The sequence below is a fragment of the Chitinophaga niastensis genome, assembly GCF_003014755.1.
Classification (GTDB): Bacteria; Bacteroidota; Bacteroidia; order Chitinophagales; family Chitinophagaceae; genus Chitinophaga; species Chitinophaga niastensis.
This window is the reverse complement of sequence record NZ_PYAW01000005.1, coordinates 287,991-303,463: the sequence shown is the minus strand read 5'-3', so window position 1 is coordinate 303,463 and position 15,473 is coordinate 287,991. Positions and strand designations below refer to the sequence as shown.

Sequence of the window (15,473 nt, the reverse complement as noted above, 5' to 3'; positions counted from 1 at the left end):
ATTTGGAATTCTAACTGAACTCCGCTAATTTTTGCCCTTAACTAAACCGCTAGTAAATTGAAAGCTACGATTATATGCTCACTGGCCGGCACCTTACTATGTCAGCAGCTGGCCGCACAGGATTCCGCTGCCATCAAAGCCATTAATGCAGAAAGTTTTACATCACATATTAAAATACTTGCATCAGACGCCTTTGAAGGCCGCAAACCTTTTACCCGTGGAGAAGACAGTACTATTCAATACATGGCTGCTCAGTTTAAGCAGCTGGGATTGAAGCCTGGTAATGGTAACAGCTACTTCCAGGATGTGCCGATGGTATCTATTGGCTCTAAACCCGCCGGCAACCTCGTTGTAAAAGGCGCCACCGGCGAAGTATCCCTGCAATACCTCGATGATTTTGTAGCAGCTACGCGTCGTGTGCAGGAGCAGGTAAGCATCAAAAATTCTGAACTGGTATTTGCCGGCTATGGTATTGTAGCACCGGAGTATAACTGGAACGACTATGCCGGATTAGACGTAAAGGGCAAAACCGTTATAGTACTGATCAACGATCCAGGCTTTGCAGACAGCACACTGTTTAAAGGTCGCACGATGAGCTATTATGGCCGCTGGACGTATAAATTTGAGGAAGCTTCCCGTCGGGGTGCCACCGGCATTATCATCATCCATGAAACTGCTGCTGCCAGCTACCCCTGGAAAGTAGTGCGCAGTGGCTGGTCTAACTCCAAACTGCATCTGCAAACGCCGGATAACAATATGCACCGCACTGCGCTGGAAGGCTGGATCACCCTGGATGCTGCCGGGAAAATATTCCAGCTGGCAGGTGTATCTCCTGATATCATGGAAAAGGCCAGGGTAAAAGGTTTCAAACCGGTAGACCTGCATCTGCAAACATCTCTCGTTATTAATAATACTATCAAAAAATCTACCTCTCATAATGTACTTGCCATTCTACCCGGCGCTACCCGTCCGCAGGAATGTATCGTATATTCCGCTCACTGGGATCATTTCGGGATAGGCGAGCCTGTTAAGGGAGATTCTATTTACAATGGCGCCGTAGATAATGCTACTGGTACCGCAGGACTGCTGGAACTGGCCACTGCCTTTACTAAACTGCCGCAAAAACCCGCACGTTCCCTGCTCTTCCTTAGTGTTACCGGAGAGGAACAGGGTCTGCTGGGATCAGAATATTATGCTGCACACCCTACCTTTGCCATTGAAAAAATAGTAGCAGATATTAACCTGGATGTGTTGAATACTTTTGGTAGAACTAAAGACATTACTGTTATCGGCTACGGACAGTCGGAGCTGGATGAATACGCACAACGTGCTGCTGCCAGACAAGGGCGCATTATCGCGCGCGAAGCCAATCCCGAAGGTGGCTGGTTCTTCCGCTCAGACCATTTCAACTTCGCGAAGAAAGGTGTTCCGGGATTGTATATTGGTCCGGGTACTGATGCCATTGGCCATGAAGCCGGCTGGGGCAAAGAACAAATTGCTACGTATAATCGTTTACGTTATCACTCCCCTGCCGATGAATTTGATCCGGCCACCTGGGTAATGGATGGTATGGTAGAAGATATCCGGCTGTTGTTTGATGTGGGATACCACCTGAGCAACGAAAGCAGCTTCCCTAAATGGAAAGCAGGATCAGAGTTTAAAGCGTATAGAAAATAATGTAAGATGGTTTTATTCGGATTAATACTAATTACTTTAATCCTGTTCCTGTACTTTAAGAATATGTACAGTCGCAGGAAACTGAAGAAGAGCGCAGTACCGGCCGACTACCAGTCGCTATTACAAACGCATGTACGTTATTATCAGCAACTGAATGAAGCAGATAAAAAACGTTTTGAAGAAATGCTGCAACGCTTTCTGAAAAGAACACATATAGAGGGCGTAGGCACAGCAGTGGAACCGCTGGACCGGGTGCTGGTAGCAGCCAGCGCCATCATCCCCATTTTTGGATTCAAAGATTGGGAGTATTTTAATCTCACTAACGTGATCCTCTACCCCGATACTTTTGATGAGACCTATCAGTACGAAGGCAACCGCCGCAACATACTGGGAATGGTAGGTAGCGGCCCGCTCAACGGGCAAATGATCCTCTCCCGCTCTGCATTACGGGAAGGCTTCTCCAACGTTACCGACAAAAGCAATACTGCCATCCATGAATTCGTGCATCTGCTCGACAAAACAGATGGCGCTATTGACGGACTGCCTACCAAACTAATAGAACATAGTTACAGCATCCCCTGGATGAAACTTGTACATCAGACTATCCACGAAATCTCTGAAGGCCGTACAGATATTAATCCGTATGGTGCCATTAATGAAGGAGAATTTTTTGCCGTGATATCGGAGTATTTTTTTGAAAGACCTGATTTGCTGGCAGAGAAACATCCGGAGCTGTATGAGATGCTGACGCGGATATTCAGGCAGGACCCGGGAAAACCGGGGAGTGTGGGATAATACTTTTATAAATGAAAAGCCGCAGGTATTACCTGTGGCTTTTCATTTATAACTCAGTAATGCTGTTGTAAATAGAGGTTGTTTTTACAATATTAATATTTAAAAACGCTATCTGTCTTGTCATACAGGGAAACCATATTTTACCAGGTAGCTGGTACTGTTTTATTCCTGTCTGATATTTTAAAAAGACTATCATCTAATTTCGCAGGAGCGATATTTACTGCTATACTTGTTAAAATAAACTGATCATTTTCATAGACAGTTTTCAAAGGGAGTGACCGGGTTTTTGATATAAAGTAGTACCAGTTGCCATAAAGATGCCGTTTAAACAATTCAGGGTCAATACCATATTTGCCGTTATAATAATAGTAAGCTTTACTATGAGGAGCTGAAACTATTAAGACATCACAAAGCACTCCCATAATGGTTTCCTTACCTTTCTCGATCTCATACGTTGTTGCTACATCCTTGTTTTGGCCATAATCTTCCCAATAAAGCGTATCTGATTTAGCAGTAAGTGTATAGCTTCTATTTTCTGCTCCACTATATATTTGGGACTTTATAAAAGATCCATTAAAAGTAGATTTATAATTATCTCCTTTAATGTAATATTCCTGTGTAGTACCCATCATTGAATTGAGCTGTTCATCTTTCAAATTAGGTAGTTTACTTTTGCAACTATTAGCATAGGTAATCTTTCCTTCAAAAGATTGTGCTAAACAGGTTAAACTGCTGAATGATAATAATAAAATGAGTAGCTTCATTGGTAAAGGTTTATTTAGTTCGGGTTTATTTCAACACATTACATTTCAACGGTCCTCCCCTTAAATCTTTGGGATGTAAAGGCTTATTTAAGCTTATGCTTACTCATCATATCATAATCTGGTAATATTAGAGGATACTCAGGTGATACAAAAGCGTTCTTTTTAGGATATTCATCACCAAGATATATTAATTTCTTTCCTGAAATTGGACAGTATTCCCAAGTAAAGCCTTCCGTAAAGGTTCTGTCAATATCAAACCAATAATAAACGCTTTGAGAATCTAAAGACTTATTAAACTTAACTAAGGCTTCAATTATTGATAAGTTGATCTTATCATTAATCTTGTACACAGATTTGCTATCATCATTTAGCCAATCCTTGTAAGCCTCTGCATACAGACGCTTCCACTTATCGATATCCAAATATTGGATAAGCTGTCTATACAAATCGGAGCTTAATGGAAGAGGTCTTTCACTCTTAGTATTAAAGATTATTTCATCTTCTCCAGGAAGCCACAGGATTTTTAATAATTCCTTACTTTGTTTTTTCAAATCGATCATCTCTCAATAGTTTTTGTGCTTCTGAGCTCCGATTAGCGAAGACCTGAGTGTATGTGCAAAGACGGTATTATTGATGATGGGTTAAATGCCACAGTTAATACAATTCAGAATACTAAACAAATGGGCATATAGCACACAAAGGAAAACAAAAAAAAGGAAAACAGCTATTACAACTTTAATTGTAATTATAAATCATCAAATTCGATTTATACTATTTCAGTATGTATGTTGTAAAGCCGGTAGTAAAATTTACACAAAAAAAACCGCCCCTGCTTTCGCCGGGACGGTTTTCTCTATTTTCATACATACTCACATTACAATGTCTTCACCCTGATATCTCTGAATCGTACAATAGAACCATGGCCGAGGAAACCAATATGACCGGTTTCATTTTTCAAACCAGGATGTTCCTTATGATCGATGGTGCCATTTTTACGGGCATCAGCAATATCACCGTCCAGGATAACAGTGCCGTTCAGCGTAATTTTGATATGGGTGCCATCTACAATAGCTTCTTCTACATTCCATTCGCCAACAGGCTTCAGGAAGCCGCGTTTAGCAGGAATAACACCATATACAGAGCCATGGTATTGGTAGTCGTGCAGGTCTTTGTAGATATCCGCTTCGCTATCCAGGATCTGTAATTCCATACCAACATAGGCGGCATCACCTTCCAGCGGAGCACGCACACCAAGGCCATTATTGGCACCGGGAGTGAGTTGAAATTCAAAGCGGAAAGTAAAATTCTTATACTCGTTTTTCGTATAGAGGTTACCGTGACCACCATTAGTAGGATAGATCACCAGGTTGCCCTCATCAATTACATAGTCTTTCGTATTACCTGTCCATTCGTGCATATTAGTGCCATCGAACAGGATTTTGTACCCCTCTTTTTTCTCTGCTTCACTTAAAGTGAATGGTTTTGGACGGGGAATTTCTTTGATATACAAATCGCGGTAAGCCACGTAAGTACCATGTGCCTGCAGCTCTATCTGTTCTTCCGGGAAGATAGGCAAACCACGATCCCAGTAGTTTTCCAGGATGGTGTTATCTGTTACCAGTACACCATTGAGATACACCGTTACATGATCGCCTTGCATGAGAATGCGGAAGTGATTCCATTCACCGATGGCATTATCTGCCAGTTTCAGTGGTTTGCTTTCATGTTGCTGGTTGTTGTACAAGCCACCGGAGCCTACCTGCGCACCTACATCTGTGCGGGAAGTATCCCAGATCTGTACCTGCGGGGAGCCACGGAGGTAAATACCGGCATCTCCCTGGGAAGTTATCTTCCAATCTACCAACATTTCAAAATCAGCATATTTTTTTTCTGTACAGAGATTATCGCCTGCACCGCCGAACACCAACAATCCGTCTTTCACGGACCAGCCTTTGCGCATATTTTCATCAGCTTTCTGCTGCGCTTTGTTCAGCGTTTTAGCATCCATTTTGCCACGGGCAACAGGATTTTCTACCAATCCTTTCCAGCCACTCAGGTCTTTACCATTAAAGAGGGCAACGTAACCCTCGCCGGCAGGCATCTCTGTGAGGTACTTGCGGATCGACTGACGTTGATAATCTGCATCCTGTCCTTTCAGCACCTGTGCTGTTTTCTCTAGCAATGCGCGGACGGTAGCGCCATTATATGTTTTATCGGCAAGCGCAATGTTCATTACAGCATTCGCTGCAGCTTGCTGCACCGGTGCATTGTCCAGGTAGTTACCAGCGAATAACAAAGCAGGTAATATTTTACAACGTGCTACTCCTTCCAGTATATCTTTCTGTAAAGTTGCGGTGGTAGCCAACTCCATGGCGTTACGCAACATGAGCAGTTGCTGCTCGGCAGGAAAACCGGACTTCCTGATAAGATTCACATAACCTGTCAGTGCCGCTTCACGATAAGCACTATTGGCATTGTCTCTGGCGATCTGTAATAAAGCCGGTGCAGCACTGGCATCTTTCCAATTCGACAAAGCGGCAACAGCTGCTTTTTTCGTAGTGGCGTCTCCGTTATTAAACGCTGTTGTTACCGGCAACAATGCCGTTGATTCACCAATACCTGCCAGTACCGCCAGGTAGCGGGATTGTTTATCCGTAGCCACCTGCTTCATCTGTGCCAGTACTTCGTCGCTGGTAGCGCCTGCGTTGATGAGCGCTGTCTGGATGTTGCTGATATCAGTAGCATCTGTAGCATTGTTTAACAAGGTAAACAAGGCAGGTAGATTTCCTTTGGTAGCTACATCTTTTAAAGCGCCGATGGCAGCATTGCGCACGTTGGTATCTGTACTGTTGGTTAAAGACAATACGTCGTTAACGCGACTATCCGCTTTGCGGGCAGACAGCACGGCCAGGAGCGCAGCTTGTGCGGGCGCCGGCATAGCAGACAATGCAGCGCCGGATTGCTCCGCCACTTCAGTACCCGGCATAATAAGCAGTGCCTGTTGAACTGCTTCAACAGTAGCTGTATTGCCTGTTTTCATAGTACTAAGCAACACAGGTAATGCAGCAGCACCACCAGCTTGTCCGGCTGCCTTGATAGCTGCCAGCTTCACCGCTTCATCCTTGTCGGTTAATAATTTTTGTATCGCAGGCAATGCTGCGGTTACTTTATTATCTCCCAACATACCCATGATAGCAGCTTTACCTGCATTATTAGCAGTAGCGAGTTTCTTTAACCATAATGCGTTGGTGGCAATAGCATACTTGCCTGCAAATTTTAATGCAGCATCGCGGTATTCAGCATTTTTATCATCTACCGCTGCTGTGAGCAAAGCAATATTTTTTTCACCACGAATATCTGTCAGCAGTTTCAGCGCAGCCGTGCGGGTATGCACCTGTGCATCTGTTTTAGTTTGTTTCAGCAGTGTTTCCACTATCTGCTCTGCCGCGGCTTTGTTACCGTTGGCAGCCAGTGTAGCGGCATAATACAGGTAGGATGCAGTAGCATCTGTTACCTCGTAAGTATAGTTGCTTTTAGCAGCAGCACCCGCCAGTACCGGTGCAGATGCAGGAGACCCGATCTGTGCCAGTGAATACAGGGATACCTTTGCCAGCTTTTGATCAGCGTTAGTGGCCAGCGGCGCAATTACAGCAGCAGCGGCAGCATAACGGCTATCACCCAACGCTTCTACCAGGGTAATGCGGTTATTACCTGTAGCAGTAGAAAGTGCCTGTAATAAAACCTGCTGAGCAGCAGGGGTATTTATCTTCACCAGCGCACGTGCGGCAGGATCACATAAACGGTTGTCTGATAAATAAGGCTGTAGTGTTCCTACTGCATTATTATCACCCACTGTTTGCAGTTGCGTGATCAGAAATACTTTATTTTCCGGATCAGCGGTTTTAGGCAATGCCTTACAAAGTGCTGCTATAGCCTGTTTGCGGGCAGCTTCCTTACCGGGTTGCGTTACATAAAAGGCATATCCGCCAATAGCATATTGCAGCTGCGTATTATCCCCTTTCCCGGGCGCAGCCAGCATACCTGCTATCGTAGCAAGACCTTCTTCCCCAAGGGCCGCAATCGCCTCCATATTAGTGTTAAACTGCGTTTTATTGGGGGCTGGCATCAGCGCCAGCACATCGGCTATTTTGGTATTGAATGCACGCTGATCTGATGGTCCCTGTGCGGAAGCCAGGCTACTCCAGCCAACCAGCAATGCAATGAGTAAGTGTAATATCTTTTTCATAGTTCAATTACTTGAGTGTTCTGATTACGGCTGCATTAGATTGTCCATGGCCCACGCATAGGCTGATATATCAGGCCATTGGCGCCTGCATCATCAATAAATTCCTGTTTCACCGGATCAAATTTCAAAGAGCGGTTCAGGCGCAAGGCAATTTTACCCATATTAACCAGGGTGGCAGAACGATGACCATTTTCTTCGTTGAGTGCAAATTTCTTACGGTTTTTCACAGCATCTACAAAATCTGTTTGCTGTGGTGCAGGGTCCGGGAAGGCAGCCAGTTTCTTTTCCAGATCTTGTATATCTGAGCGAAAACCAGGATACAGCTTGCCTTTGGGGCCTTCTATATATGCTGCTTTTTCATCGGCACCATCTCCATCCAGAATGATCTGGCAACCATCTGCATAGGTGTACGTGATCCTTCTCCAGGTACCTACTGCATCCGGGTGTTGTTGTGGTGCATCTACTTCTACACTAACAGGACTGGTATCATCCTTACCCAGGAAATACTGGATAGGGTCCAGGTAATGTTGTCCCATATCGCCTAATCCGCCGCCATCGTAATCCCAGTAGCCACGGAAGGTCTGGTGTACACGGTGCGGGTTGTAAGGGCGATAGGGTGCAGGTCCCAGCCACATATCGTAATCCAATTCTTTAGGTACCGGCATTGCTTCCAGGTTAGTTTTACCTACCCAGTAAAATTTCCAGTCGAACCCGGTATGTTTGCTCACCGTTACTTTGAGTGGCCATCCTAACAAGCCGCTGTCTACCAGTTTTTTGATAGGTTTCACGGTAGTACCCATTCCATAAAACCGGTCTTCAAAGCGGAACCAGGTATTCAGGCGGAAAATCCGTCCGTGCTGCTGTACGGCTTCTACCAGGCGTTTACCTTCGCCGATAGTGGCGGTCATAGGTTTTTCACACCAGATATCTTTTCCTGCGCGGGCAGCATCAGCGGCAATGATCCCGTGCCAGTGCGGTGGTGTAGCCACGTGCACAATGTCTACTTCCGGCAGGGTGATCACCTCACGGTAATCACTAAACGTTTTTACGCCTTTGTCGCCAAGCTGGTCCATGGCCAGTTTCAGGTGACTACGGTCCACATCACAGATCGCTACCACACGGGTGCCCGCATAGCCAAAATGACCACGTCCCATACCGCCAGTGCCTATTACGGCTTTAGTAAGCTGATCGCTGGGTGCCAGATAACCACGCCCCAGTACATGCCTGGGTACAATAGTAAAAGCAGCCAGCGCTCCCAGGGAATTTCTGAGAAATTTCCGCCTTGAATCGCTGTTTTGTTTTGCCATATTCTAGTTTAATTGAATGCGTGTATAGATAGACGTTAGTTCACTGTATAATAATATATTCACTGTCTTATTAGATCCTGGTCGTCGGACTGGTAAGATATAATCTAACATCGTGATATGCAAGCACACCTCTACATTATTGATAAGCGGTAAATGGCTTCAGAAATATGGGGATTGCGGGCCGTTACAATTGAATTTGAAAAAGAATAGTTCTTGTGGGAAAATGTCAGGGGAGAGTCTGAACTGTGATTTTTATGATTAGTATGATAATCCTGATTAGCGAAGATCAGAGCGGGTATTGTCTGAACCAGGATTTTTAGGATTGAATGGATTACCATGATGGGTGTTATATTGCTTATCTTGAAGATATACGCGATTATCTTCGCTCATCAGGATAATCATACTAATCATAAAAATCATAGTTCAGACAATACCCGCTCTGATCTTCGCTAATCTTTTTATAATCAAAAAAATAAAATCAGGATAATCAGCATAATCAGCCTAATCCTGAGAAAGATAATCTACACCTCCTGCAACGAGTGCCATAAACTCGCAGCACCGATAATGGCTGCCGTTTCGCCGAGGGTGGCGGTGAAAATGGGAATTTGAATATGTTGTTGCTCCAGTGTTGTTTTCAGCAGTGGGAAAAAGAGTTCAGATGCGTTGGCGATGTTGCCGCCAATTACAATGGCTTCCGGTCTTTCTGCATGTACAAAGTCTGTCAGGAAAGCTGCCAGGTTGATGGCAAATTCATTAAATATTTGTTGTATCCTATCGTCAACGGATATACGTTCTGTTAATGCTTTTACATCCGGGATAGCTTCGCCGCTTAGTTCGTGGTAGCGATTTACAAACCAGCGGGTAGACAGGTAATCTTCTGCGATGCCGTCTTTGAAGGGAGCACACCAGCGGTTGGCATCGTGGGCTACTCCATCATGATAGGAAGCAGAGCCAAGGCCGGTTCCCAGCGTAAGTCCAATAACGCGCCCATAATTTCGTCCTGCGCCACTGAATACTTCGCCCTGTAAAAAGCAGCCCGCGTCATTGATAAAGCGAATCTGTTCCGGTTCAATGCCCAGTTTGGCCGCCAGTAAGGTTTTCACATTCAGGTTATACAGCGCATCGTATTTATGCTGATCCTTCATCAGGCTGATCCCTTCTTCATAATTAAAAGGGCCCGGCATACCAATACCAATATGTTTGATGCCCGCCGGAGCGGTAGCAAATACGCTGCTGATAACAGCTGCCCAGGCATCAATAATGGCTGTTGCTTCGCCCTGAGAGTTAATGCGGGTACGGTTCCATGAACCTGCTATTATAGTCCTTGTTCCCAGATTTACCAATGCCGCTGTGATATGTGAGCCGCCAATATCAATTCCTAATGCCGTGGAACTTTTCATAAAAATTCAAGATAGAATGTTGCTAAATCGTTTAAGCTCTACAAATATAAAAATTATTTGGTTGATTATTCCTCAGAAAAATCGTTTTAGCAGAGTAAAAAAGGTAAATTGACACTCAATATAGGCTCTTTTTCTAAAAATTAAAAGCCAGCACCTGTTTTCGGAGAAAAATATCTCTTCACAATTATTTTGACAGATGAAAAATAATCATCACTTTTACATCGTAATTCATTTTTCAAATGGAATCTGACAATTGCTCCGGCAACAACCTTACAGCTTTTATTGCTACTAATTATAATACTTCTCCCCCATTTTCCTGAATAGTATTGCCACATTTTACCCCTGAACTGACCTGTCCGTCAGCAGCGATGTTATACGCAGTATTGTCCGGTATCTAACCTAAACAACTAATGTAAATTCAACCCAACATGGAAAATTCAATTGTTCTTAAATGGGCTTTGCTCATTGGCATCCCCTTGCTATGCCTTCTTCTGTACAAAGTAATTCTACGTATATGCTTTGGCGTAGTCATAGTACCGGAAGACCGTATTGGTCTTGTTACCAAAAAATTTGTACTCTTCGGCAAACAGGAACTCCCCGAAGGGCGCATCCTGGCCACCGGCGGCGAAGCGGGTTTCCAGGCGCAAACACTGGCGCCCGGTGTATATTTCGCCAAATGGATGTGGCAATACAGCGTTACATTTCAACCCTTTACTATTATCCCTACCGGTAAACTGGGACTCGTACTGGCAAAAGATGGCGCAGAGCTGGAAACCGGCTCCATCCTGGCGCGTAAGGTACCCTGCGATTCTTTCCAGGATGCTGTTGCATTCCTGCAAAATGGTGGCCGCAAAGGCAGGCAAACAGCTATCATCACACCCGGTTCTTATCGTATCAACACCTTTCTGTTTGAGGTGGAAATGACAGATATGTTATCGATCCCTGATAATGCGGTAGGCATTGTTACTACACTGGAAGGACAAGCCATCGAAACAGGCTCCATTGCAGGTAAAACCATTGCAGCACACAACAACTTCCAGGATGTGGATGCCTTCCTGGAAAAAGGCGGCTACAAAGGATTACAGGAACAGGTGATCCTCGCAGGTTCTTACTTTGTAAACCCCTGGTTTGCTAAACTGGAAATGGTAAAGATGACGGAAATCGCCATTGGTCACGTAGGCGTAGTCATCTCCTTTGTGGGCAGCGATGGAGTAGACATCAGTGGTGCAGAATTTAAACATGGCAACATCGTAGCCAAAGGCACCAAAGGCGTGTGGTCGGAACCGTTAGGTCCGGGTAAATACCCGGTGAATCCCTACATCATGAAAGTAGAGCTGGTACCCACTACCAACCTCGTACTCAACTGGGCCTCTGCCAGAAGTGAAGCGCACCAGCTGGATAAAAACCTCTCTACTATTACCGTGAGAAGCCGCGATGGTTTTACCTTTAACCTCGACGTGGCACAGATCATTCATATCCCTACCAACGAGGCGCCTAAAGTAATAGCCCGCTTCGGTAACATGATCAACCTGGTAACACAGGTATTGGAACCGACTATCGGTAACTACTTCCGTAACTCAGCCCAGGGCTCTGATGTGATCAGCTTCCTGACCAGTCGTAAAGAAAGACAATCATCTGCAAAAGAACATATCGGACAGGTACTTGATCAGTACAATGTAATTGGTGTAGATACCCTGATCGGGGATATCGTACCACCGGAAACACTGATGAAAACACTGACCGACCGTAAGATTGCAGAAGAACAGAAAATCACTTACGATACGGAAAGACTGGCGCAGGAAACACGTCAGTCACTCGAAAAAGAAACCGCCATTGCAGAAATGCAGAAAGAAATAGTGAAAGCCGATCAGGGTGTATGGATTGCCGAAAGACATGCTGATGCTTCTGTAAAGAAAGCCACAGGTGATGCTAACAGCGTACGTTTACAGGCCAATGCAGAAAGTGATCGTATGAAATTACTGGCAGGTGGTGAAGCAGAAAAAGTAAGGCTCCTCGCAAAAGCAGAGGCGGAACGTACCGAATGGATTGCAAAAGCAGATGCAGAAAAAATTGCTATCACCGGTAGAGCAGAAGCAGAAAAGATCCTGGCTATTGGTCAATCCAGTGCAGAATCTTACAAACTCGCTGTGGAAGCCATGGGTGGTAACAACTTCACACAACTGAAAGTAATGGAAGCCATAGGTGCACAACACATACGCATCATGCCGGATGTACTCATCAGTGGTGGCGACGGCGCCAACGGCCCTATCAGCGGGTTATTGGGACTGAAACTGCTGGAAGAGGTGGCGAAGAAAAATGAAGCAGATAAGAAACCGCAGGAAGGGCAGTGATTTTAGCGGGTATTGTCTTACCCAGGATTAAGCTGATTATACTGATTACCCTGATTTTTACCCTGATTATAAAAAGATTATCGAAGATTAAAGCGAATAATGTCCGCTCCGATCTTCGATAATCTTTTTGAATCTTTCAAAATCCTAAAAAAGAATCAGGGTAATCAGTATAATCAGCTTAATCCTGGGTAAGACAATATCCGCAAAATCTTCACTTTAATTTTGGTTTCCCCCACGCATCATAATCTTTTCCCTGCATGGTCCAGATCTTTTCTATACCCTCCCCTCTTTCTGAGTATGCGTGAGATTCCTTAAATGGCACCACCACTGCATTTTGGGTGTTAATCAGTGCTGATTCAGTATTATTTCCATTGTCCCTGCACACCATAGTGATACCTAAATTAAAAGGATAAGCTGTGTTATAAATAAAGGGAATAACTAAAACACCTTTATTATTGATGAAGCCATACTTACGTTCTTTATTTCCTACCAAGGCTAACCCGTCAGAAAAATTCTTAACATCATAGTATTGGGATGCATCAATCACCACTTTGCCTTTGCTATCGATGAAATAATTTTTATGGGCCTTGTCCTTTACCAACAGCAGTCCATCAGTAAACTCATCAAATACATAATATTGCGCAGGCATGATCAGATGACCATTGATATCAAAGAAAGATGTTAAACCCTGTATTGCTTCATCGTTGCCTGTTTTAAAGGCGAGGATCAGGTGTACGTTTTTATCATACCTGACACCGTCAAATTCCATGGGGATGATCAATTTACCGCTGGCATCCATTACTCCTTGCTTTCCTTCTTTACCGTTCTGCACTGTAACTAGGTTATTATTAAACGGCAACACCATGTAGTTCATTTTCTCCAGCTTTTTAGCGGCGGTATCCAGTCGATAAAACTCGTAGCCTTCATTATTATTACTGAAAAAAAAGAAAGGGCTTATTTGCTCTAAATCCTTATAGGTAGCAGGTATTACGTATTTACCTGTGATATCTTTAAGTCCAAAGCACTTGTTTTTTCATCCTGCGTCAACGTATAACCAGTGTAATTGGGTTCGATATTTTGAAGCACCGTTTGCTGTTTTATTTTATTACGGCCATCGGATAAATAAACGTTCACCTTGTCTATATTACCGTGATAATAGTTTTCCGTAAATCCGGATGTAGTGTCGTCAAAAGGGGACTTATCAGATATCTGGGCAGCAATGGCCTTTTTCAGCGATGCAATGTCTTTATACACGCCTTTATCAAATTGTTTGATTAAATTTTTCAAGGCTTTACTGTAATCATTTAATATCTCTTTAAAATCTGCTGATTCCATAGCGCTACTGGTTCTGCTGCTATAGTCAAGTGGTTTACCATCTTTATTTAATGCCTCTACATACAGATAGTTTTGGTAAGCACTATCACGCATCATTAACTTTACCCGGTTATCATCCAGCTTAACAATCTTTATTTCAGCACCTTTATAAGTTTGGCTCCTGTTACTTTTATCCAGGGTTACTTTCACCATTTTGGTGGTATAACTATAGTTTACATTGGTTAAAATGCTGTCGGCTGTTTTAATAGCCACTATTTTAGTGGCACCATCCAGCAAATACTTTTTATTGTCACTACTACCATCGTGAAAGAATATCTTTTCTGTTTCAAATCCTGGCACTTCCAAATCGCCTAATCCATCACTTCTTCTCCTGGTATCCTCCACGACAACTAAGAAATTAGGATACACCACCTGCTGTTTAAAGCCTATTGCTGCAAAATATGCGGTATATTTTGCTTTTACTGATTCCGGCGATGGTAAAGTATAGGGTTCATCAAATTTCTCTTCATCAGCTTTATAGCTTTTAGGTGCTTCCTCTTTAAAAGCTTTCAGAAAATCAATGTAATGAGCTATCTCCTGATCATGGTTGCTGAGAATTTCCCTGGCCTCTGCCATTGTTTTGCCATCAAATGCTGCTAAGAATTCAAGCATTTTAGCAGAAGGTTTTTTAGGAGTGCAGGCATTAAAACCTATAAGGAGCAATGCTGCTATGGTCAAACGTTTTGCTATCATCGGTATAAAAAATATTTAGTAATCGGGCTCCCATTAAAACTTAAAATACTGAGCACTATTTTTTCCTCTACCCTATTCCCGGTTAAGGCATTGTCACTCCCTTCTTTTTTCAGTGTTTGGGGGAGTACGTCTGTTTCCCGCTCTATTTTTTCTATATGAGTGATATTGGCCTTATCTACTACAACGGGGGCATCACAAGCTATTATCAGGCCAAGCAACCAATAAAAGGGCAACAGGTTTTTATGCATAAACAACTCACATTCGGTTAATAAAGCTGAAAAATAAAAAAAAACTACGAATAGGGAGTAGCAAATGGCGGATCCGGGCGGCATTCGCGTATATCCGTCATTTGATATTCGATATTCGTAATTCTTTTCCTGGTAGCTTTCCGAAAAAAGTTATCCTTTACCGTTATCTATACTATAAGGTCCTGCTCCAAAATAAGCGAGCAATAAAGCGCCGCCGAGGATAGAAACGTTCTTCATAAACATCGCCATCTGCATTTGGGCTACCATAGGATCTTTCATTGCCCAGAAGTTATGCATCGCTATCGAAACCGGTATCAGAAAAATAACGATCAGCCAGGCCCCATATTTCACTTTATAGCCCAGCAAAACACTCAGGCCGCCGACCAACGCCAGCAAGCCCGCGAAGGGCACCAAAAAGCCAGCAGCAGGCACACCTGCTTTAGCTGCGTAATCAGCGCCAGCACCTGTTATATGGTTAAGTCCGGAAAAAATGAAAATGAGGGAGAAGAGTATTCTACCCAATAGTGCAAGAATTTTCATGGTTAATAGTTTTTTGTAATACAACAAACCTAAGGCCATTTATGTTGTCCGGCACCAGAGTTACCTTAAGGAAAGCGC

At 43.7% G+C, this 15,473-nt stretch carries 12 protein-coding genes; 3 read left to right on the top strand and 9 right to left on the bottom strand.

What is annotated here, in order from left to right; translation table 11 throughout:
• Positions 1-57: 57 nt before the first annotated feature.
• Positions 58-1,677 carry a M28 family metallopeptidase gene (locus tag CLV51_RS22280; protein ID WP_106530300.1) on the top strand — a complete coding sequence of 540 codons (1,620 nt, stop codon included), beginning with the start codon at positions 58-60 and terminating at the stop codon, positions 1,675-1,677.
• A 6-nt stretch (positions 1,678-1,683) separates the two neighbouring features.
• The gene (locus tag CLV51_RS22275; RefSeq protein ID WP_106530299.1) at positions 1,684-2,472 is read left to right on the top strand and encodes a M90 family metallopeptidase; all 789 of its coding nucleotides are present in this window, start codon (positions 1,684-1,686) and stop codon (positions 2,470-2,472) included.
• 140 nt (positions 2,473-2,612) lie between these two features.
• Here the strand turns inward: CLV51_RS22275 and CLV51_RS22270 are convergent, their stop codons facing one another.
• The 5 genes from CLV51_RS22270 to CLV51_RS22250 form a co-directional block, all read right to left on the bottom strand.
• A complete protein-coding gene (locus CLV51_RS22270) occupies positions 2,613-3,236 on the bottom strand; it encodes a hypothetical protein (RefSeq protein ID WP_106530298.1) in 624 nt (207 codons plus the stop codon).
• Positions 3,237-3,319: 83 nt separating this feature from the next.
• Positions 3,320-3,796, bottom strand: coding sequence for a hypothetical protein (locus tag CLV51_RS22265; protein ID WP_106530297.1), 477 nt, complete (start codon positions 3,794-3,796; stop codon positions 3,320-3,322).
• Between the two features lie 314 nt (positions 3,797-4,110).
• Complete coding sequence (locus CLV51_RS22260) at positions 4,111-7,482, bottom strand: 3-keto-alpha-glucoside-1,2-lyase-like domain-containing protein (protein WP_106530296.1); 3,372 nt, start codon at positions 7,480-7,482, stop codon at positions 4,111-4,113.
• A gap of 35 nt (positions 7,483-7,517) precedes the next feature.
• Complete coding sequence (locus CLV51_RS22255; protein ID WP_106530295.1) at positions 7,518-8,789, bottom strand: Gfo/Idh/MocA family oxidoreductase; 1,272 nt, start codon at positions 8,787-8,789, stop codon at positions 7,518-7,520.
• Positions 8,790-9,310: 521 nt separating this feature from the next.
• On the bottom strand, positions 9,311-10,189 hold the full coding sequence (locus tag CLV51_RS22250) for an ROK family protein (protein WP_106530294.1): 879 nt from the start codon (positions 10,187-10,189) through the stop codon (positions 9,311-9,313).
• A gap of 428 nt (positions 10,190-10,617) precedes the next feature.
• On the opposite strand from CLV51_RS22250, the gene CLV51_RS22245 reads away from it, so the two are divergent.
• Positions 10,618-12,540, top strand: coding sequence for an SPFH domain-containing protein (locus tag CLV51_RS22245; RefSeq protein ID WP_106530293.1), 1,923 nt, complete (start codon positions 10,618-10,620; stop codon positions 12,538-12,540).
• 211 nt (positions 12,541-12,751) lie between these two features.
• On the opposite strand, the gene CLV51_RS22240 is transcribed toward CLV51_RS22245, so the two are convergent.
• The 4 genes from CLV51_RS22240 to CLV51_RS22220 all read right to left on the bottom strand — a co-directional run bounded on the left by CLV51_RS22240 (position 12,752) and on the right by CLV51_RS22220 (position 15,395).
• The gene (locus CLV51_RS22240) at positions 12,752-13,414 is read right to left on the bottom strand and encodes a WG repeat-containing protein (protein ID WP_106530292.1); all 663 of its coding nucleotides are present in this window, start codon (positions 13,412-13,414) and stop codon (positions 12,752-12,754) included.
• A gap of 113 nt (positions 13,415-13,527) precedes the next feature.
• Entirely contained in the window at positions 13,528-14,526 is a 999-nt protein-coding gene (locus CLV51_RS22230; RefSeq protein WP_146151353.1) for a hypothetical protein, read from the bottom strand.
• Positions 14,527-14,603: 77 nt separating this feature from the next.
• Positions 14,604-14,855 (bottom strand): hypothetical protein, encoded by a 252-nt coding sequence (locus CLV51_RS22225; protein WP_146151352.1) that lies wholly within the window; start codon positions 14,853-14,855, stop codon positions 14,604-14,606.
• Positions 14,856-15,005: 150 nt separating this feature from the next.
• A complete protein-coding gene (locus CLV51_RS22220; RefSeq protein ID WP_106530289.1) occupies positions 15,006-15,395 on the bottom strand; it encodes a DoxX family protein in 390 nt (129 codons plus the stop codon).
• Between the last annotated feature and the right edge of the window lie 78 nt (positions 15,396-15,473).